The sequence below is a fragment of the Streptomyces sp. NPDC026394 genome (genome assembly GCF_055567735.1).
Genome location: NZ_JBVHPX010000001.1, coordinates 513676 through 531713 on the forward strand (window position 1 = coordinate 513676; position 18038 = coordinate 531713).

Sequence of the window (18038 nt, forward strand, 5' to 3'; positions counted from 1 at the left end):
CACACCGAGCAGGTAAAGACCTCATCAAATAGTTTGTGATACCGTTCACGAAACCCGGCGACAGAGCCGAAGGACCGAAGTGCGACGGTCTTTCGGCCTCAGGTTCTCCCTCAGGCCGGGTCTACGCTCGTCCTTGACGACACCACCCCCATTTTTTGCCGGAGCGCCGCCATGCAGTCCACTGACGCCCGCCTACTTGCCAATGTCTCCGTACCCTCGCTTGCCACCGGCGCCGTCGGCGTCGTGGTCAGCGCTGTGGTCGCGGGCGGGCCGGGCGCGATCGGTGCTGCCATCGGAACGGCGCTGGTGCTGCTGCTGATGGGGTCGGGTCTGGTGGTTCTCCAGCAGACCGCGAAGCGCCTCCCGGATCTGTTCCAGATGATGGGACTGCTGCTGTACGCGGTGCAGATCCTGGCGGTCGCGATCTTCATGATCGTCTTCAAGGACACCACGCTCTTCAACGTCAGGGCGTTCGCCTTCACCCTGCTCGCGACCGTCCTGGTGTGGATCGCCTTCCAGGCCCGCAGCTATATGAAGGCAAAGGTTCTCTACGTGAATCCCGAATCCGCCGACTCCGAGAAGGCGGAAACCACGGGGTCGCGGACGTGAGCCGTAGGGCCGGAATAAAAGCCCACGCGAGAGCCTGCTATCGTCCGGTGCCAACTGCGGCGCAGTCGGCGCAGGCGGCTGAGCCTCCAGGTTCCGAGTCAGGGAACCGGTTGCACGTCCGGCCGATGCCTGTGACCCGATCCGGCCCCGCGCCGATCAGCCGCCCCCCAATCCGTAAGACCAGTCCAGTGCCGCACCGTGGCTCAATGCCGCGCCGACACAACGAGGTTGCCGTACCCATGCGCCACGCTGAAGGAGCTCGCGGTGAGTGCTGAAACGATGCTCGCCCTCGACACGGAGTGCCACCTCTTCATCCCGGGGTGTGGCTTCGAGGCCCCGGGCCTTCATTCGTTCGTCTTCGAGCCCCTTTTCACCATCGGTGGCTACGAGTTCAACAAGCCGATGCTGCTGGCCCTGGTCAGCACGGTGATCATCGTGGCGTTCTTCTGGGCCGCCTTCGGCCGCGCCAAGGTGGTGCCCGGCAAGCTGCAGATGATCGGTGAGGCGGGTTACGACTTCGTGCGCCGCGGGCTCGTCTACGACGCGCTCGGCAAGAAGGAGGGCGAGAAGTTCGTCCCCTTCATGGTCGCGCTGTTCTTCTTCGTGTGGATCATGAACCTCTGGTCGATCATCCCGGTCGCCCAGTTCCCGGTGACATCGGTCATCGCGTTCCCCATGGGTCTGGCCCTGGTGGTCTACATCACCTGGCTCGTGCTGACGTTCAAGAGGCAGGGCTTCGTCGGCGGTCTGAAGAACCTCACCGGCTACGACAAGTCGCTCGGCTGGGTCCTCCCGCTGATCATGTTCCTGGAACTGCTGCAGCACCTGATCATCCGGCCCTTCACGCACGCGGTCCGGCTGTTCGCGAACATGTTCGCGGGCCACATGCTCATCCTGATGTTCACCGTCGCCAGCTGGTACCTGCTGAACGGCATCGGCATCGCCTACGCGGGCGTCTCGTTCGTCATGACCATCGTGATGACGGCCTTCGAGCTCTTCATCCAGGCCATTCAGGCGTACATCTTCGTGCTCCTGGCCTGTAACTACATCCAGGGCGCGCTCGCCGAGCACCACTGAGCCCCCAGGAACCCAGCAGTCCCACCAGACGTCCGGTGGCCAACCCCCACCGGTCCATGAAAGAGAAGGAAGACACGGCATGTCCGCGACTCTCGAACTCGCCGCCGGCCTCACTGGCAACGTCGCTTCGATCGGCTACGGCCTCGCCGCCATCGGCCCCGGCGTCGGCGTCGGCATCATCTTCGGCAACGGCACCCAGGCCCTGGCCCGTCAGCCCGAGGCCGCCGGCCTGATCCGCACCAACCAGATCATGGGCTTCGCCTTCTGCGAGGCGCTCGCCCTCATCGGCATCGTCATGGGTTACGCGTACCCGTCGGCCTGATCACGGACCGATCGACGACGCCACTTAGACGGAAGGCATTGATGTGAGCGCCCTGGTGAACATGGCGGCGGAGGTTCCTGAGAACCCCCTCGTCCCGCCGATTCCAGAGCTGGTCATCGGCCTGATCGCTTTCTTCATCGTCTTCGGCTTCCTCGCCAAGAAGCTCCTCCCGAACGTCAACAAGGTTCTGGACGAGCGCCGCGAGAAGATCGAAGGCGGCATCGAGAAGGCGGATGCCCTACAGGCCGAAGCTCAGCAGGTCCTGGAGGACTACCGGTCCCAGCTCGCCGACGCGCGCCACGAGGCCGCCCGGCTGCGCCAGGAGGCGCAGGAGCAGGGAGCGACCCTGATCGCCGAGATGCGTGCCGAGGGCCAGCGGCAGCGCGAGGAGATCATCGCGGCCGGCCACGCCCAGATCGAGGCGGACCGCAAGCAGGCCGCGCAGTCGCTGCGCCAGGACGTGGGCAAGCTCGCCACGGAGCTGGCGGGCAAGCTGGTCGGTGAGTCCCTGGAGGACCACGCCCGCCAGAGCCGGACCATCGACCGCTTCCTCGACGAGCTCGAGGCCAAGGCGGCGTCGGACCCGACGAAGGCAGAGGCCGGCCGATGAATGGAGCGAGCCGCGAGGCACTCGCCTCCGCACGCGAGCAGCTCGACGCGCTGACGGACAACACGTCCGTCGACGCCGCGAAGCTCGCCGAGGAGCTGGCTGCCGTCACCGCTCTGCTCGACCGCGAGGTGTCGCTGCGTCGGGTCCTCACCGACCCGGCGCAGGCCGGCGAGGCCAAGGCCGAGCTGGCCGGGCGTCTGTTCGGCGGCCAGGTCGGCGGCGAGACCGTCGACCTGCTCTCCGGCATGGTCCGCTCCCGCTGGTCGCGCTCGCGCGACCTGGCGGACGCGACCGAGGAGCTGGCGTACGGCGCCGACCTCGTCGCGGCGCAGCGGGCGGGCGCCCTCGACGACGTCGAGGACGAGCTGTTCCGGTTCAGCCGGATCGTCGCCTCGTCGCACGAACTGCGCGCGGCACTGACCGACCGCACCGCGCAGGGCCCGGCCAAGGCCGAGCTGCTGCGCTCGCTGCTGGGCGGCCGGGCCCACCCGGTCACCGAGCGCGTCGTGGTCCGGCTTGTCGCACAGCCGCGGGGCCGTAGCCTGGAAGCAGGGCTGGACGCCCTGTCCAAGCTGGCCGCGGCGCGCCGGGACCGGATGGTCGCCGTGGTCACCTCCGCGGTGCCGCTCGGCGACACCCAGCGGCAGCGCCTCGGCGCGGCCCTGGCGGCGGTGTACGGACGGCAGGTCCACCTGAACCTCGACGTGGACCCCGAGGTCCTCGGCGGAGTCCAGGTCCGGATCGGCGACGAGGTCATCAACGGCAGCATCGCGGCACGCCTCGAAGAGGCGTCCCGGCGGATGGCCGGCTGACCCACCCACCAACTCAAGAAGTAGTACGGCGGCCCGAGTTGGGCCGTGGACGCAGTGACATCACGGGGGCAACCGCCCCTGCCTGCGGCGGGGGACGCACAGCCCCCCGTAAACGACGACGGGCCCAACAAGGAGAGCAGGGAACCCAGATGGCGGAGCTCACGATCCGGCCGGAGGAGATCCGGGACGCGCTGGAGAACTTCGTCCAGGCGTACAAGCCGGACGCGGCCTCGCGCGAGGAGGTCGGGACGGTCAGCGAGGCCGGTGACGGCATCGCGAAGGTCGAGGGTCTTCCCTCGGCGATGGCGAACGAGCTGCTGAAGTTCGAGGACGGCACGCTCGGTCTTGCGCTGAACCTGGAAGAGCGCGAGATCGGTGCGGTGGTCCTCGGTGAGTTCAGCGGTATCGAGGAGGGCCAGCCGGTGCGCCGCACCGGTGAGGTGCTCTCGGTCGCCGTGGGCGAGGGCTACCTCGGCCGCGTCGTCGACCCGCTGGGCAACCCGGTCGACGGCCTCGGCGAGATCGAGTCCGAGGGCCGCCGCGCCCTGGAGCTCCAGGCTCCGGGCGTCATGGTCCGCAAGTCGGTCCACGAGCCGATGCAGACCGGCTACAAGGCCGTCGACTCGATGGTGCCGATCGGCCGTGGCCAGCGTCAGCTGATCATCGGCGACCGCCAGACGGGCAAGACCGCCCTGGCCGTCGACACGATCATCAACCAGCGTGACAACTGGCGCTCCGGCGACCCGAAGAAGCAGGTCCGCTGCATCTACGTCGCCATCGGCCAGAAGGGCTCCACCATCGCGTCCGTGCGCGGCGCGCTGGAGGAGGCCGGTGCCCTGGAGTACACGACCATCGTCGCCGCCCCGGCGTCCGACCCGGCGGGCTTCAAGTACCTGGCGCCCTACACCGGCTCGGCCATCGGCCAGCACTGGATGTACCAGGGCAAGCACGTCCTGATCATCTTCGACGACCTCTCGAAGCAGGCCGACGCCTACCGCGCCGTGTCCCTGCTGCTGCGCCGCCCGCCGGGCCGTGAGGCGTACCCGGGTGACGTCTTCTACCTGCACTCCCGCCTGCTGGAGCGCTGCGCGAAGCTCTCCGACGACCTCGGTGCCGGTTCGATGACGGGTCTGCCGATCGTCGAGACCAAGGCGAACGACGTGTCGGCGTTCATCCCGACCAACGTCATCTCCATCACCGACGGCCAGTGCTTCCTGGAGTCCGACCTGTTCAACGCGGGCCAGCGCCCGGCGCTGAACGTCGGTATCTCCGTCTCCCGCGTCGGTGGCTCCGCCCAGCACAAGGCGATGCGCCAGGTCTCCGGCCGGCTCCGCGTGGACCTCGCCCAGTTCCGTGAGCTGGAGGCGTTCGCCGCCTTCGGTTCCGACCTGGACGCGGCGTCCAAGGCCCAGCTCGCCCGTGGTCAGCGCATGACCGAGCTGCTCAAGCAGGGCCAGTACCAGCCGATGCCCGTCGAGGAGCAGGTCGTCTCCATCTGGGCCGGTACCACCGGCAAGATGGACGACGTCCCGGTCCAGGACATCCGCCGCTTCGAGCGCGAGCTGCTGGATTGGATGGGCCGCGAGAAGAAGGAGCTGCTCACCAGCATCGCCGAGGGCGCCAAGATGTCCGACGACACCATCCAGGCGCTCACCGACACGGTCTCCACCTTCAAGCAGCAGTTCGAGACCTCGGACGGCAAGCTTCTCGGTGAGGACGCTCCGGTCAGCACGAGCAAGTGACGACGGAAGGGACCTGATCCATGGGAGCCAAGCTCCGGGTCTACAAGCGTCGCATCCGCTCCGTCACCGCGACCAAGAAGATCACCAAGGCGATGGAGATGATCGCCGCCTCGCGCATCGTCAAGGCGCAGCGCCAGGTGGCGGCATCGACGCCGTACGCGAGTGAGCTCACCCGCGCGGTGACGGCGGTTGCCACCGGTTCGAACACCAAGCACGCCCTGACGACCGAGGCGGACAACCCGACGCGGGCCGCGGTACTGCTCATCACGAGCGACCGCGGTCTGGCCGGCGGCTACTCCTCCAACGCAATCAAGGCCGCCGAGCAGCTCACCGAGCGGCTCAAGGCCGAGGGCAAGGAGGTCGACACCTACATCGTCGGCCGCAAGGGTGTCTCGTACTACGGCTTCCGTGAGCGCAAGGTCACGGAGTCGTGGACCGGCTTCACCGACAGCCCGACGTACGCGGACGCCAAGGCCGTCGCCGGGCCGCTGATCGCCGCCGTCCAGCAGGACACGGCCGAGGGCGGCGTGGACGAGCTGCACATCGTCTACACCGAGTTCGTCTCGATGATGACGCAGACGCCGGTCGACAACCGGCTGCTGCCGCTCAGCCTCGAAGAGACGGCCGAGGAGGCGCAGGCGTCGTCCAAGGGCGAGATCCTGCCGCTGTTCGACTTCGAGCCGTCGGCGGAGGACGTCCTGGACGCCCTGCTGCCGCGGTACGTGGAGTCGCGCATCTACAACGCGCTGCTCCAGGCCGCCGCCTCCAAGCACGCCGCCACGCGGCGCGCGATGAAGTCGGCGACCGACAACGCGGAAGAACTCATCAAGTCGCTCTCGCGGCTTGCCAACGCGGCCCGCCAGGCCGAAATCACCCAGGAAATCAGCGAGATCGTCGGTGGCGCGAGCGCACTGGCCGACGCGACCGCGGGGAGTGACTGACAACTATGACCACCACTGTTGAGACGGCCACGGCGACGGGCCGCGTCGCGCGGGTCATCGGCCCGGTCGTCGACGTGGAGTTCCCCGTCGACGCGATGCCGGACATCTACAACGCGCTGCACGTCGAGGTCGCCGACCCGGCCGAAGAGGGCAAGCTCAAGACGCTGACCCTGGAGGTCGCCCAGCACCTGGGTGACGGCGTGGTCCGCGCGATCTCGATGCAGCCCACCGACGGTCTGGTCCGCCAGGCCTCGGTGACCGACACCGGCGCGGGTATCACCGTGCCCGTCGGTGACGTCACCAAGGGCAAGGTGTTCAACACCCTCGGCGAGATCCTGAACGTGGACCCGGCCACGGTCGAGGTCAACGAGCGCTGGCCGATCCACCGCAAGGCCCCCAGCTTCGACCAGCTGGAGTCCAAGACCGAGATGTTCGAGACCGGCGTCAAGGTCATCGACCTGCTGACCCCGTACGTCAAGGGCGGCAAGATCGGTCTGTTCGGCGGCGCGGGCGTCGGCAAGACCGTCCTCATCCAGGAAATGATCTACCGCGTGGCCAACAACCACGACGGTGTGTCGGTGTTCGCCGGTGTCGGTGAGCGCACCCGTGAGGGCAACGACCTCATCGAGGAGATGACGGACTCCGGCGTCATCGACAAGACCGCGCTGGTCTTCGGCCAGATGGACGAGCCCCCGGGCACCCGTCTGCGGGTCGCGCTGGCCGGTCTGACGATGGCGGAGTACTTCCGTGACGTCCAGAAGCAGGACGTCCTCTTCTTCATCGACAACATCTTCCGGTACACCCAGGCGGGTTCCGAGGTGTCCACCCTGCTCGGCCGCATGCCGTCCGCGGTGGGTTACCAGCCGAACCTGGCGGACGAGATGGGTCTCCTCCAGGAGCGCATCACCTCGACCCGTGGTCACTCGATCACCTCGATGCAGGCGATCTACGTCCCCGCGGACGACCTGACCGACCCGGCGCCGGCCACCACCTTCGCCCACCTGGACGCCACGACCGTGCTGTCGCGTCCGATCTCGGAGAAGGGCATCTACCCGGCGGTGGACCCGCTGGACTCGACGTCCCGCATCCTGGACCCGCGGTACATCTCGCAGGACCACTACAGCTGTGCCTCGCGGGTCAAGACGATCCTGCAGAAGTACAAGGACCTGCAGGACATCATCGCGATCCTCGGTATCGACGAGCTGGGCGAGGAGGACAAGCTCACCGTCCACCGCGCCCGCCGCATCGAGCGCTTCCTGTCGCAGAACACCCACGTGGCGAAGCAGTTCACCGGTGTCGACGGCTCGGACGTGTCGCTGGACGAGTCCATCGCGGCGTTCAACGCGATCGCCGACGGTGAGTACGACCACTTCCCCGAGCAGGCGTTCTTCATGTGCGGTGGCCTTGAGGACCTGAAGGCGAACGCCAAGGAGCTGGGCGTCTCCTGAGGCCCGGCGCGTTCCGGGGGCGGCCCTGGCCGCCCCCGGCCCGTACGACCACTAGTATTTGACCCAACATCTGCCGCACCCGGCAGGTGGAGACCCGAGGAGCCATCGTGGCTGAGCTGCACGTCGAGTTGGTCGCCGCCGACCGTCAGGTCTGGTCGGGCGAGGCCAGCCTGGTCGTCGCGCGCACCTCGTCGGGCGACATCGGCGTCATGCCGGGGCACCAGCCGCTGCTCGGCGTGCTGGAGTCCGGACCGGTGACGATTCGTACGACCGGCGAGGGCGGGGACGGCACCGTCGTCGCCGCCGTGCACGGCGGCTTCATCTCGTTCGCCGACAACAAGCTGTCTCTGCTCGCGGAGATCGCCGAGCTGTCGGACGAGATCGATGTCCAACGCGCGGAGCGGGCCTTGGAGCGGGCGAAGTCGGAGGCCGACGCGGCCGCCGAGCGCCGCGCCGATGTCCGGCTGCGTGCGGTGGCGGGCGTGCACTGAAGCCCTCCACCGACGAGTTCGTCCCTCAGCCGCGGGCTGCGCTGGAATTCTCCAGGGCGGCCCGCGGCTGAGGCAATGCAGGTGCGTTTTCCCCCTCGCGCCCGAACCGGCGCGCGGGTCCCCCCATCGAGGCGAGGAGGTCGGTTCGGATGGTCCTCGCTCTGCTCGTGAGCGGCGCGGTCGTCGTACTGGTGCTGCTGGGGCTCTTCGTCTTCGGTCTACGGCGACGGCTCATCCAGCGCTCCGGCGGCACCTTCGACTGCAGCCTGCGCTGGAACGTGCCCGACGAGGAGGCCGAGCCCAGCGGCAAAGGCTGGATCTACGGTGTCGCCCGCTACAACGGTGACCGGGTGGAGTGGTTCCGCGTCTTCTCCTACGCGCCCCGCCCCCGCCGTCAACTGGAACGCTTCGCCATCGAGGTGCTGGAGCGCCGTACCCCGCAGGGCGAGGAAGAGCTGGCCCTGCTCTCCGACTCCGTCGTGCTCGCCTGCCGCCACCGCGGTACGAGGCTGGAGCTGGCCATGAGCGAGGACGCCCTGACCGGTTTTCTGGCGTGGCTGGAGGCGGCGCCTCCCGGGCAGAGAGTGAATGTGGCCTAGGGCCCCGAGGCCCGGCCGTCGGTCGGCTGCTGAACGGCCGGAAGGCCGGGAAGGCGGGGGCGACGCCGCCTCCCCGGCCGGTCCGGGGGTGGTGAGCCGGGTTACTTCAGGCCGCTGTCGATGGCCGTCATCAGTTCGCCGTCGGCCGTGTCACCGCTGAACTCCCAGAAGAACGCGCCGCCCAGTCCCTGCTGCTTGGCGTAGTTCATCTTGCCGACGATGGTCGCCGGGGTGTCGTAGCTCCACCAGTTGCTGCCGCAGCGGGCGTAGGCGGTGCCGGCGACGGTTCCGGTGGACGGACAGCTCGCCTTGAGGATCTTGTAGTCCTCGATGCCAGCCTCGTACCTGCCGGGGGCCGGCCCGGTGGCGGTGCCGCCGGGGGCGTCCTGGGTGACGCCGGTCCAGCCGCGTCCGTAGAAGCCGATGCCGATCAGCAGCTTCTTCGCGGGGACGCCCTTGGCCTTGAGCTTCTGCAGGGCCGCGTCGGTGGTGAAGCCCTGCTTGGGAAGGCCGGGGTACGACGTCAGGGGCGAGTGGGGGGCGGTGGGGCCGGTCTTGTCCCAGGCGCCGAAGAAGTCGTACGTCATGACGTTGTACCAGTCGGCGTACTGCGAGCCGCCGCCGTAGTCGGCCGCGTCGATCTTGCCGCCGTCCGAGCCGTCGGCGGTGATCGCGGCGGTGACCAGCTGCTTGCCGAACTTGGCACGCATCGCCTTCATCATCTCGGCGAACGCCGCCGGACCGCTGGTGTCGCAGGTCAGACCGCAGGCGTTGGGGTACTCCCAGTCCAGGTCGATGCCGTCGAAGAGGCCGGCCCAGCGCGGGTCGTTGACCAGCTGGTAGCAGGAGTCGGCGAACGCCGCCGGGTTCTTGACGGCGTCGGGGAAGCCGCCGGACCAGGTCCAGCCGCCGAAGGACCACAGGAGCTTGATGTTCGGGTACTTCGCCTTGAGCTTCTTGAGCTGGTTGAAGTTGCCGCGCAGCGGCTGGTCCCAGGTGTCGGCGATGCCGTCCACGCTCTGGTCGGCGGTGTACGCCTTGTCGGTGGCCGCGTAGGCGTCGCCGATGGTGCACCGGCCGCCCTGGACGTTGCCGAACGCGTAGTTGATGTGCGTCAGCTTGCTCGCGGAGCCCGAGGTGACCAGGTTCTTCACGTGGTAGTTGCGGTCGTAGACGCCCCACTCGGTGAAGTAGCCCAGCTTGACCGCGTCGACCGGCTGTCCGCCGCCGCCGGTGGTGCGGACGGTGGTGGCGGCACTGGCCGGGCCGGTCTGGTCGGCGGTGTCGCGGGCGACGACGGTGTAGGTGTAGTCGGTGCCCTTGGTCAGGCCGCTGTCGGTGTAGGCGAGCTTTTCGACGGTGGCGACCTTCGTGCCGTTCCGCAGCACGTCGTAGTTCTTGACGCCCTTGTCGTCGGTGGCGGCGGTCCAGGTCAGCCGTACGGAGGTGTCGGTGACGTCGCCGGCGACGGGCTTGCCGGGCGCGGACGGCGGGGTGTCACCGGGCTGCGCACCGTCGCAGGGGCCGCCGTTGAGCTTGCAGCCGCTCACGTCGCCGCCGCCGGAGCCGGTGCCGATGAAGCCGAAGCTGACCGAGGCGCCGGGGGTGATGGTGCCGTTCCAGTTGACGTTCTTGGCCGTGTAGTGCCCGTTCGAGCCGCTGACCTGGGCGTCCCAGGCGGAGCCGACGGTGGTGCCGGAGGGGAAGTCCCACTCGACGGTCCAGCCGTTGAGGGTGGTGGTGCCGGTGTTCTTCACCGTCCACTGCCCCTGGAAGCCGGTGCCCCAGTCGGAGACCTTGGTGTAAGTGGCGGTCGCCGACTCGGCGGCGTGCGCGGGGGTGGCGCCGGCCAGGCCGATGAGCGCCGCCACGGGCAGGAGGAGTGCGGTGAGGGCCGCGAGGGCTCTTCGTCGGGCGTGGGTGGTGCGTGTCAGGGTTCCGGGTGTCACGGATGCTCCCAGGTAAGGGGGTGGAGGTGGGGGAACCTGCGCCGCCCGGTGAGCGCTGTGGGGCGCGCTCACCGCAAAGATGTGAAGGGAGCGTAAAAAGGTCCAGACCTACGGTCAAGAGGTCTGGACCAAAGTGGGTGGCATCCTCCGCCGGGTCGGCCCGGCGCGGCAGCGGCCGTTACCCTTCCCGGCTCCCGCTGACACCCAACTCCTGCGCCAACACCGCGGCTTGCACCCGACTGCGCAGCTCCAGCTTCCCCAGCAGGCGGCTGACGTGCGTCTTCACCGTGGCCTCCGCCATCGCCAGGTGCTCCGCGATGTCGGCGTTGGACAGGCCCCGGCCGAGGCAGCCCAGCACCTCGCGTTCGCGGCGGGTCAGCACGTCCAGGACGGCCGGGTCCGGTGCCGAGGCACCGGCGGGCCTCCGTACCGTACGGGGACGGGCGAACTCCGCGATCAGCCGCCGGGTCACGGCCGGAGCGATCATCCCGTCCCCGGCGGCCACCGTGCGCACCGCGTCCAGCAGCGCCGCCGCCTCGCTGTCCTTGAGCAGGAAACCGGCGGCGCCTGCCCGCAGCGCCCCGAAGACGTACTCGTCCAGGTCGAAGGTGGTCAGCACCAGGACGTCGGCCAACTGCTCGTCGACGATGGCCCGGGTGGCCGAGACACCGTCCAGCTTGGGCATCTGCACATCCATCAGGACCAGGTCGGGCCGCAGTTCGCGGGCCAGTCGCACCGCCTCCTCGCCGTCCGCGGCCTCCCCGGCCACGTCGATGTCGGGGGCGGAGCGCAGGATCAGCGCCAGCCCGGCCCGTACGGCGGACTGGTCCTCGGCGATCAGCACCCGGACCGGGCGGCCGGTGACAGCGGTCATCGTTCCTCTTCCTCCTCGCGGACGGGCAGTTCGGCCCGTACTCGCCATTCCTTGCCGTTGCCGTGTCCGCCGCTGTCCTCGGGCCCGGCCTCGAACCGGCCGCCGAGCAGCTCGATCCGCTCCCGCATGCCGACCAGGCCGGCACCGGAGCCGGGCGCGCGCGGGCCGGGCCGGTCGCCGAAGGGGCTGGTGACGCGGACGGTGAGTGGGCCGCCGGGGGCGTGGGCGATACGGACCGCGACATCGCCGGGCGCGGCGTGCTTGAGGGCGTTGGTCAGGGACTCCTGCACGATGCGGTACGCGGCCAGCTCCACCGGGGCGGGGAGCCGCGCGCTGCCGCCGTCCGCCCGGGCGTCCTCCAGGGTGAACGTCAGGCCACTGCTCGCCCCGTTGGAGCGGGCCTGGGCCAGCAGCGCGTCGAGCCCGTCCAGAGTGGGGGTGGCCTGCGCCTCCGCCGTGCCGCCGGGGTCCTTCGCGTCCCGCAGCAGGCCGATCAGCCGCCGCATCTCGGCGAGGCCCTGGACGCTGTTCTCGCGGATGACGCCGAGCGCCTCGCGGCTGGCGCCGGGGTCGTCGATGGACTGTGCGGCCGTGGCGTGGATGGCGATGGCGGACAGGTGGTTGGCGACCATGTCGTGCAGTTCGCGGGCCATCCGGGCGCGCTCGGCGATGATGGCCTGCGTACGGTCCATCTCGGCCAGCAGCGCGGTCTGTTCGGCCTCCAGGCGGGCGGCCCGGGCGGCGTTGCGGTGTTCGCGGATGATGATCCCGGTCCAGGCGGGACTGATGGTGATCACACCGACGCCGAGACCGAGCAGCAGGGCCTGCGGGTCGTGCAGGACCGCCACCGGGACGATGGTGGCGACGACGGTGAGCAGGACGCTGATGACCGGCACGCGCCGGGCGGTGCCCGGGGGCCCGTACAGCACCGCGGCGTAGACGATGTCGGTGAACATCACGATCGTGGCGATCAGCCCGCCGGAGCACACGTCCGCGACGAGCGCGACGGTCGCCAGGCCCAGCGCGGTCCGCGGGGCGGTCCGGCGCAGCAACTCGGTGCCGGAGATGACGGCCAGCGGCACCAGGCCGAGCCAGGGGGGCACGTCCAGCAGCGGCGGGCTGCTGTGCAGCCCCAGCCCCCACAGCAGCAGGCCGCCGAGCAGACCGGCGACGGCGATGCACACGTCGTCACGGTGCGGGCGCGCCAGGGAGGCGAAGGGTCTCGCGGTCACCCCTCCATCAAACACGGCGGTGCGGCCCGACGCCTCCACGCTCCGGCCGAGCCCGTGGCGCCGCGCGCTACATCGAAAGATGCAGCACCGGATCATCGCGGGTGACGAGGTGACGGCCGGATTCCGGGGTGAGCCTGGAAGGGAACGGAAAGAGGTGGGTCCCGTGATCCTTGCGCTGATCGTCATCTGCGAGGTCGGCTTCTGGGTGCTGCTGGCCGGCGGGCTGGCCCTGCGGTACCTGGCGAAGAGGCCACGTGCCGGCATCGCCGTCCTGCTGCTGGAACCGCTGCTGGAACTGGTCCTCCTCGTCGCCACCGCCGTCGACCTGAAGAACGGCGCGGAGGCCGACTGGAAACACGGGCTCGCCGCGGTCTACATCGGCTTCTCGGTCACCCTGGGGCACCGCATGATCAAGTGGGCGGACGCCCGCTTCGCCCACCGGTTCGCGGGCGGCCCGCCGCCGGTACCGGCGCCGAAGTACGGCAGGCAGCGCGCGGTCTTCGAGTGGCGGTCGGCGGGCCGCTGGATCCTCGCCGCGCTCATCGCGATGGGCCTGTTGCAGCTCGCGGCCTGGTACGTGGGCGACCCCGCCCAGACCGCCTCGCTGCGCGACTGGCAGTCCAAGATGCTCCTCGTCATCGGCATCAACCTGGTGATCGCGGTGAGCTACACGCTGTGGCCGAAGAAGGCGCCGGAGGGGGATCCGCCCCCGCGCCCTGCGGACGGCCACGAGCGCGCCCGCGAGGACGGCCGGGACCAGGTCGGGGCGGGCCAGGGGTCCGGCCGGCCGGACCCGCCCACGTCCTGGTAGCCCGCCGGGGGCCGTCCTGGCGGTCCGCCCCGCCGCTCGCCGCTCCGGCGGTCCGCTTACCGCTCGCCGCCCGGCACCCACAGCACGTCGCCCTGCTCCTTGTTGGCCGTGCGGGCCAGGATGAACAGGAGGTCGGAGAGGCGGTTGAGGTAGGTGGCGGTGAGATGGTTCATGGTGTCGCCGTGCGTCTCCAGCGCCGCCCAGGTGGAGCGCTCGGCGCGGCGGACCACCGTGCAGGCCTGGTGCAGCAGCGCGGCCCCCGCCGTACCGCCGGGCAGGATGAAGCTGCGCAGCTTCTCCAGGCTCTCCAGGTAGTGGTCGCAGTCCGCCTCCAGCTTGTCGATGTAGGTCTGCTCCACGCGCAGCGGCGGGAACTCGGGGTTCTCCACCACCGGCGTCGACAGGTCGGCGCCCACGTCGAAGAGGTCGTTCTGCACCCGGACGAGGACCTTGACGACGTCCTCCGGCAGCGAGCCCAGCGCGACGGCCACGCCGATCGCCGCGTTGGCCTCGTTGGCGTCCGCGTAGGCCGCGATCCGCGTGTCGGTCTTGGCGGTACGGCTCATGTCACCGAGGGCGGTGGTGCCCTTGTCGCCGGTACGGGTGTAGATGCGCGTCAGATTGACCATACGGGCGAGCCTACGCCGCGGCCCTGCGGAAGGCGCGGGCGCAGACCGCCGCGGCCACCGCGGCGAGTCCGGCGGCGGTCAGCGCGCCGTACAGCACGGACGTACCGGTGTAGTCGCCCACGTAGGCCGCGCGGACACCGTCCACGAGATGGCGCAGCGGCATGAAGCGGGAGAGGACGTCCAGCCAACCGGGGGCCAGGGCCATCGGCAGCATCAGGCCGGAGAGCAGCATCGTGGGCATGGTGGCGGCGTTGACGACGGGCCCGAACTCCTGCGGTGAGGTGACCTTCAGGGCCAGCGCGTACGACAGGGAGGACAGGGCGACGGCCGTCGCGGCGACGAACGCGAAGCCGATGAGGATGCCGCCGAGCGGCGCCCGCAGCCCCATCACCAGTGCCACCAGCACCAGGAGCCCTGCCTGGAACGTGAGCAGCGCGGTGTCCCGCAGTACCCGCCCCAGCAGCAGCGCGAGCCGGCTGACGGGCGTCACCCGCATCCGCTCCACCACGCCGTACTGCTTTTCGAGGATGAAGGCGAAGCCGCAGAACGACGCTCCGAAGAGCGCGAGTTGCAGCAGCAGGCCGGGCACCAGGACCTGCCAGGAGCTGCCCTCGGCGGCCAGTGGCAGCCTCGTCAGCAGCGGCCCGAAGAAGAGCAGGTAGAGCAGCGGCATCAGGACGCCGAAGAGCATCTGCACCTTGGAGCGCAGGGTCTGCCGGGCGTAGCGCCCGAAGATCAGGGCGGTGTCGGACAGGACGGGGGACATGCGGGTCTCCGTGAGGTGTCGGGCGGTCAGACGGCTACGGGGGTGGTGTCCGCCGGCGCGGGGCCGCGCCCGGTGATCGCGAGGAAGGCGTCCTGGAGGGACGCGTCGGCCGAACCGGCGTACGCGGTCTTGAGCGCGCGCGGCGTGCCTTCGGCGGCCACCACGCCGTGGTCCACGACCGCCAGGCGGTCGGCGAGTGCGTCCGCCTCGTCGAGGTGGTGGGTGGTCAGGACGACGGTGGTGCCGAAGTCCGCCCGCAGCCGCCGGACCAGGTCCCACAGGCCGGCCCGGCTGCCGGGGTCGAGCCCGGTCGTCGGCTCGTCCAGGAAGAGCACCGCGGGCCGGTGCGGCAGGCCCATCGCGATGTCCAGCCGCCTGCGCTGCCCGCCGGACAGTGCCGCGCACGTGCGGTCCAGCAGCCCGTCGAGTCCGAGGTCGTGCGCCAGTTCCTCGGCGCGGGCCGCGGCCCGCGCCTTCGACAGGCGGTACAGGCGCCCCTGGGTCACCAGTTCCTCCCGTACGGAGACGTGCGGGTCGACGCCGCCGGACTGGGCGACGTAGCCGGTGGCGCGGCGGACGCCGGCCGGGTCGCGGAGCAGGTCGCAGCCGGCGACGGTGGCGCTGCCGCCGGTGGGGGCGAGGAGCGTGGTGAGCATCCGCAGGGTGGTGGTCTTCCCGGCGCCGTTGGGGCCGAGCAGGCCGAGGATCTCGCCGTGCCCGACGGTGAGGTCGATGCCGCGTACGGCTTCGACGGTGCCGTGCCGGGTGGTGAAGGTCCGGGCCAGGCCGGACGCGGTGATGACTGCCATGCCGGACAGAAAAACAGAGTCACTGGAAAATTGCAATGACCTAAAAAATATGAGCCACCCAAAAACCCAAGGACCCCAAGAAGGCGTACGATGCGAGGCATGGCAGAGGGGCTCAGGGAGCGCAAGAAGCGGCAGACGCGCCAGCACATCTCGGACATGGCCACCGGCCTGTTCCTGGAGCGCGGCTTCGACGACGTGACCATCGCGGAGATCGCGGAGGTCTGCGAGGTCTCGGTCAACACCGTCTACAACTACTTCCCGGCCAAGGAAGACCTCTTCATGGACCGCGGTGCCGGGCTGGTCGACCGCCTCGCGCGCTACGTACGCGGCCGGGACGCGGGGGAGTCGGCGGCCGCCGCCGTCCTGCGCGAACTGCGCGAACAGGTGGAGGCGGTCTCGCCCGCCGTCGGACTGACCGAGGGCTACGACCGCTTCCTGCGCGTCATCGAAGGCGCCGCCACCCTCAAGGCCCGCCTCTGGCACCTCCAGCAGGAACAGCTCGCCCGCCTGGAGGAGACCCTGCGCCAGGAGGCCGGCGCCGCGGCGGACGACTGGCTGCCGCTCCTGGTGGCCGGTCAGCTCAACTGGGTGCACGCCACGCTCACGGCGCACATCGCCCGCGCCATGATGGCCGGGCGCGCACCCGACGAGGTGTCACGCGAGGCGCTCGTGCTGCTCGACGACCTGGAGGACGCGCTCGGTGAAAAGGTCCTCAACTATGCCGTGCGCGGCGGCCGGTGAGCCCGTGCGGTGTGATGTCCGTCATCTGAGACGTGACGCGCATCTCTAACCCTCCTATCGATCGCCGCCGGGCGCTAACGTCACTGCCGAGAGCCGTCAGGTGTACAGCGTGTTAGGGGACAGCAAGTGGCAAAGAAGCTCGCCGTCATCGGAGCCGGACTCATGGGGTCCGGTATCGCGCAGGTCTCGGCCCAGGCGGGCTGGGAGGTCGTCCTCCGCGATGTGACGGAAGGCGCGCTGGCCCGCGGCAAGGGCGGCATCGAGGCCTCGTACGAGAAGTTCGTGAGCAAGGGCAAGCTGGCCGCGGCCGACGCCGAGCAGGCGCTGGCCCGGATCACCACCACGACCGACCTGGACGCGGCGGCCGACGCGGACATCGTCGTGGAGGCCGTCTTCGAGCGGATCGACGTCAAGCGCGAGATCTTTACGAACCTGGACAAGCTGGTCAAGGACGAGGCGGTGCTCGCCTCCAACACCTCGGCCATCCCGATCACCAAGATCGCCGCGGCCACCGGGCGCCCCGAGCGGGTGGTGGGCACGCACTTCTTCTCGCCGGTGCCGATGATGCAGCTCTGCGAACTGGTGCGCGGCTACAAGACCAGCGACGAAACCCTCGCCACCGCCCGCGCGTTCGCCGAGTCCGTCGGCAAGACCTGCATCGTCGTCAACCGGGACGTGGCCGGCTTCGTGACCACCCGTCTCATCTCGGCGCTGGTCGTGGAGGCGGCGAAGCTGTACGAGTCCGGGGTGGCCAGCGCCGAGGACATCGACACCGCCTGCAAGCTGGGCTTCGGGCACGCCATGGGGCCGCTGGCCACCGCCGACCTGACCGGCGTGGACATCCTGCTGCACGCCACCGACAACATCTACACCGAGTCGCAGGACGAGAAGTTCGCGCCGCCGGAGGTCATGCGGCGGATGGTCGATGCCGGCGATATCGGCCGCAAGAGTGGGCAAGGCTTCTACGAGCACTGATTCCGCGTCGGACGGACCCGGACCCCGCACCGCGCTGTCGCAGCGTCAGGCGCCGCTCCCGGCACGGCCGGGAGCGCGGCGGCCGGGGCTCCGGCCGCCGGCGGCACGCCCCCGAGGCGGCCGACGCGCCAGGCGCACGGGTCCGGTGCCGTCACCCTCCGGGGTGAATTCGGTATCGGTTCGCTTACAGGCGGCAACTTCGCCGCATGAGAGGCAGTCAGTTCTGTAGACGTAACGATCGAGCACTCATCACCCGGGGAGCGCATATGCACATCAGGGGCGACCACGCCGAGCTGGTCGTCGGGGGCCGCCTCGACGTCCGCAGCGCGGCGGACGCCCGAACCGTCCTGCACTCCGCCGTCGACTCGGGCCAGGGCGACCTCGTGCTGGATCTGACCGGACTCGACTCGTGGGACGCCACCGGACTCGGCGTGATCATGGGTGCGCACCGCCGCGCCGGGCGGGCCAACCGCCGGCTCGTGCTGCGCGGCGTACCGCCGCAGATGCAGCGGCTGCTGGTCGCCACCCGTCTGCACCGCATCCTCGCCATCGAGGGCGGCATCGCGGCCGAGACCCTGCCGCGGGTCTGACGGCGCCCCCG

Annotated in this window: 20 protein-coding genes; 14 read left to right on the top strand and 6 right to left on the bottom strand. The window is 69.9% G+C overall.

Features of this window, described 5'->3' with window-relative positions; genetic code table 11:
- The first annotated feature begins 171 nt into the window (after nt 1-171).
- The 10 genes from ACZ4QV_RS02200 to ACZ4QV_RS02245 all read left to right on the top strand — a co-directional run bounded on the left by ACZ4QV_RS02200 (nt 172) and on the right by ACZ4QV_RS02245 (nt 8651).
- Nucleotides 172-609: a hypothetical protein gene (locus tag ACZ4QV_RS02200; protein ID WP_361634186.1), complete on the top strand. Its 438-nt coding sequence runs from the start codon at nt 172-174 to the stop codon at nt 607-609.
- A 279-nt stretch (nt 610-888) separates the two neighbouring features.
- Nucleotides 889-1686, top strand: coding sequence for a F0F1 ATP synthase subunit A (gene atpB, locus ACZ4QV_RS02205; protein ID WP_030022193.1), 798 nt, complete (start codon nt 889-891; stop codon nt 1684-1686).
- A 79-nt stretch (nt 1687-1765) separates the two neighbouring features.
- Complete coding sequence (gene atpE, locus ACZ4QV_RS02210; RefSeq protein WP_030595669.1) at nt 1766-2008, top strand: ATP synthase F0 subunit C; 243 nt, start codon at nt 1766-1768, stop codon at nt 2006-2008.
- A gap of 61 nt (nt 2009-2069) precedes the next feature.
- Nucleotides 2070-2618, top strand: coding sequence for a F0F1 ATP synthase subunit B (locus ACZ4QV_RS02215; RefSeq protein ID WP_467762552.1), 549 nt, complete (start codon nt 2070-2072; stop codon nt 2616-2618).
- Nucleotides 2615-3430, top strand: coding sequence for a F0F1 ATP synthase subunit delta (locus tag ACZ4QV_RS02220; protein ID WP_361146468.1), 816 nt, complete (start codon nt 2615-2617; stop codon nt 3428-3430). The genes ACZ4QV_RS02215 and ACZ4QV_RS02220 overlap by 4 nt, the downstream gene beginning before the upstream one ends.
- A gap of 149 nt (nt 3431-3579) precedes the next feature.
- Nucleotides 3580-5172, top strand: coding sequence for a F0F1 ATP synthase subunit alpha (gene atpA / locus ACZ4QV_RS02225; RefSeq protein ID WP_361146467.1), 1593 nt, complete (start codon nt 3580-3582; stop codon nt 5170-5172).
- Between the two features lie 20 nt (nt 5173-5192).
- A complete protein-coding gene (locus ACZ4QV_RS02230) occupies nt 5193-6113 on the top strand; it encodes a F0F1 ATP synthase subunit gamma (RefSeq protein ID WP_361146464.1) in 921 nt (306 codons plus the stop codon).
- Between the two features lie 5 nt (nt 6114-6118).
- Nucleotides 6119-7561, top strand: coding sequence for a F0F1 ATP synthase subunit beta (gene atpD / locus ACZ4QV_RS02235; protein WP_361146461.1), 1443 nt, complete (start codon nt 6119-6121; stop codon nt 7559-7561).
- Between the two features lie 107 nt (nt 7562-7668).
- Nucleotides 7669-8052, top strand: a complete 384-nt coding sequence (locus tag ACZ4QV_RS02240) for a F0F1 ATP synthase subunit epsilon (protein ID WP_223735126.1) — start codon at nt 7669-7671, stop codon at nt 8050-8052.
- Between the two features lie 149 nt (nt 8053-8201).
- On the top strand, nt 8202-8651 hold the full coding sequence (locus ACZ4QV_RS02245) for a DUF2550 domain-containing protein (protein ID WP_030022185.1): 450 nt from the start codon (nt 8202-8204) through the stop codon (nt 8649-8651).
- A gap of 101 nt (nt 8652-8752) precedes the next feature.
- On the opposite strand, the gene ACZ4QV_RS02250 is transcribed toward ACZ4QV_RS02245, so the two are convergent.
- The 3 genes from ACZ4QV_RS02250 to ACZ4QV_RS02260 all read right to left on the bottom strand — a co-directional run bounded on the left by ACZ4QV_RS02250 (nt 8753) and on the right by ACZ4QV_RS02260 (nt 12706).
- Nucleotides 8753-10585 (bottom strand): glycosyl hydrolase family 18 protein, encoded by a 1833-nt coding sequence (locus ACZ4QV_RS02250; RefSeq protein ID WP_467762553.1) that lies wholly within the window; start codon nt 10583-10585, stop codon nt 8753-8755.
- Between the two features lie 193 nt (nt 10586-10778).
- A complete protein-coding gene (locus tag ACZ4QV_RS02255) occupies nt 10779-11474 on the bottom strand; it encodes a response regulator transcription factor (RefSeq protein ID WP_361146451.1) in 696 nt (231 codons plus the stop codon).
- On the bottom strand, nt 11471-12706 hold the full coding sequence (locus tag ACZ4QV_RS02260; RefSeq protein ID WP_361146448.1) for a sensor histidine kinase: 1236 nt from the start codon (nt 12704-12706) through the stop codon (nt 11471-11473). Before ACZ4QV_RS02260 ends, ACZ4QV_RS02255 begins: the two co-directional genes overlap by 4 nt.
- A 163-nt stretch (nt 12707-12869) precedes the next feature.
- On the opposite strand from ACZ4QV_RS02260, the gene ACZ4QV_RS02265 reads away from it, so the two are divergent.
- Complete coding sequence (locus ACZ4QV_RS02265; protein WP_361146445.1) at nt 12870-13517, top strand: hypothetical protein; 648 nt, start codon at nt 12870-12872, stop codon at nt 13515-13517.
- 56 nt (nt 13518-13573) lie between these two features.
- Here ACZ4QV_RS02265 and ACZ4QV_RS02270 read toward each other — a convergent pair whose 3' ends face one another.
- Genes ACZ4QV_RS02270 through ACZ4QV_RS02280 form a run of 3 tightly spaced genes read right to left on the bottom strand, consistent with a single transcriptional unit; the run spans nt 13574 to nt 15721 of the window.
- A complete protein-coding gene (locus tag ACZ4QV_RS02270; protein WP_361146442.1) occupies nt 13574-14146 on the bottom strand; it encodes a cob(I)yrinic acid a,c-diamide adenosyltransferase in 573 nt (190 codons plus the stop codon).
- A 10-nt stretch (nt 14147-14156) separates the two neighbouring features.
- Nucleotides 14157-14912, bottom strand: coding sequence for an ABC transporter permease (locus tag ACZ4QV_RS02275; RefSeq protein WP_467762488.1), 756 nt, complete (start codon nt 14910-14912; stop codon nt 14157-14159).
- A gap of 26 nt (nt 14913-14938) precedes the next feature.
- Nucleotides 14939-15721: an ABC transporter ATP-binding protein gene (locus ACZ4QV_RS02280; protein WP_361146432.1), complete on the bottom strand. Its 783-nt coding sequence runs from the start codon at nt 15719-15721 to the stop codon at nt 14939-14941.
- Nucleotides 15722-15820: 99 nt separating this feature from the next.
- Between ACZ4QV_RS02280 and ACZ4QV_RS02285 the strand changes: the two genes are divergently transcribed.
- The 3 genes from ACZ4QV_RS02285 (at nt 15821) to ACZ4QV_RS02295 (ending at nt 18027) form a co-directional block, all read left to right on the top strand.
- On the top strand, nt 15821-16462 hold the full coding sequence (locus tag ACZ4QV_RS02285) for a TetR/AcrR family transcriptional regulator (RefSeq protein ID WP_361146429.1): 642 nt from the start codon (nt 15821-15823) through the stop codon (nt 16460-16462).
- A gap of 126 nt (nt 16463-16588) precedes the next feature.
- Nucleotides 16589-17437 (top strand): 3-hydroxyacyl-CoA dehydrogenase family protein, encoded by an 849-nt coding sequence (locus tag ACZ4QV_RS02290; protein WP_031008088.1) that lies wholly within the window; start codon nt 16589-16591, stop codon nt 17435-17437.
- Between the two features lie 266 nt (nt 17438-17703).
- Entirely contained in the window at nt 17704-18027 is a 324-nt protein-coding gene (locus ACZ4QV_RS02295) for an STAS domain-containing protein (RefSeq protein WP_031008086.1), read from the top strand.
- Nucleotides 18028-18038 lie beyond the last annotated feature (11 nt).

Excerpts from the sequence above, each read along its gene's own strand:
- ACZ4QV_RS02200 (WP_361634186.1), top strand. The coding sequence starts at position 172 with ATGCAGTCCACTGACGCCCGCCTACTTGCCAATGTCTCCGTACCCTCG.
- atpE (WP_030595669.1), top strand. The coding sequence starts at position 1,766 with ATGTCCGCGACTCTCGAACTCGCCGCCGGCCTCACTGGCAACGTCGCT.
- ACZ4QV_RS02285 (WP_361146429.1), top strand. The coding sequence starts at position 15,821 with ATGGCAGAGGGGCTCAGGGAGCGCAAGAAGCGGCAGACGCGCCAGCAC.
- atpA (WP_361146467.1), top strand. The coding sequence starts at position 3,580 with ATGGCGGAGCTCACGATCCGGCCGGAGGAGATCCGGGACGCGCTGGAG.
- ACZ4QV_RS02245 (WP_030022185.1), top strand. The coding sequence starts at position 8,202 with ATGGTCCTCGCTCTGCTCGTGAGCGGCGCGGTCGTCGTACTGGTGCTG.
- ACZ4QV_RS02270 (WP_361146442.1), bottom strand. The coding sequence starts at position 14,146 with ATGGTCAATCTGACGCGCATCTACACCCGTACCGGCGACAAGGGCACC.
- ACZ4QV_RS02215 (WP_467762552.1), top strand. The coding sequence starts at position 2,070 with ATGGCGGCGGAGGTTCCTGAGAACCCCCTCGTCCCGCCGATTCCAGAG.
- ACZ4QV_RS02295 (WP_031008086.1), top strand. The coding sequence starts at position 17,704 with ATGCACATCAGGGGCGACCACGCCGAGCTGGTCGTCGGGGGCCGCCTC.
- ACZ4QV_RS02280 (WP_361146432.1), bottom strand. The coding sequence starts at position 15,721 with ATGGCAGTCATCACCGCGTCCGGCCTGGCCCGGACCTTCACCACCCGG.
- atpD (WP_361146461.1), top strand. The coding sequence starts at position 6,119 with ATGACCACCACTGTTGAGACGGCCACGGCGACGGGCCGCGTCGCGCGG.
- ACZ4QV_RS02230 (WP_361146464.1), top strand. The coding sequence starts at position 5,193 with ATGGGAGCCAAGCTCCGGGTCTACAAGCGTCGCATCCGCTCCGTCACC.
- ACZ4QV_RS02255 (WP_361146451.1), bottom strand. The coding sequence starts at position 11,474 with ATGACCGCTGTCACCGGCCGCCCGGTCCGGGTGCTGATCGCCGAGGAC.
- ACZ4QV_RS02220 (WP_361146468.1), top strand. The coding sequence starts at position 2,615 with ATGAATGGAGCGAGCCGCGAGGCACTCGCCTCCGCACGCGAGCAGCTC.
- ACZ4QV_RS02275 (WP_467762488.1), bottom strand. The coding sequence starts at position 14,912 with ATGTCCCCCGTCCTGTCCGACACCGCCCTGATCTTCGGGCGCTACGCC.
- atpB (WP_030022193.1), top strand. The coding sequence starts at position 889 with ATGCTCGCCCTCGACACGGAGTGCCACCTCTTCATCCCGGGGTGTGGC.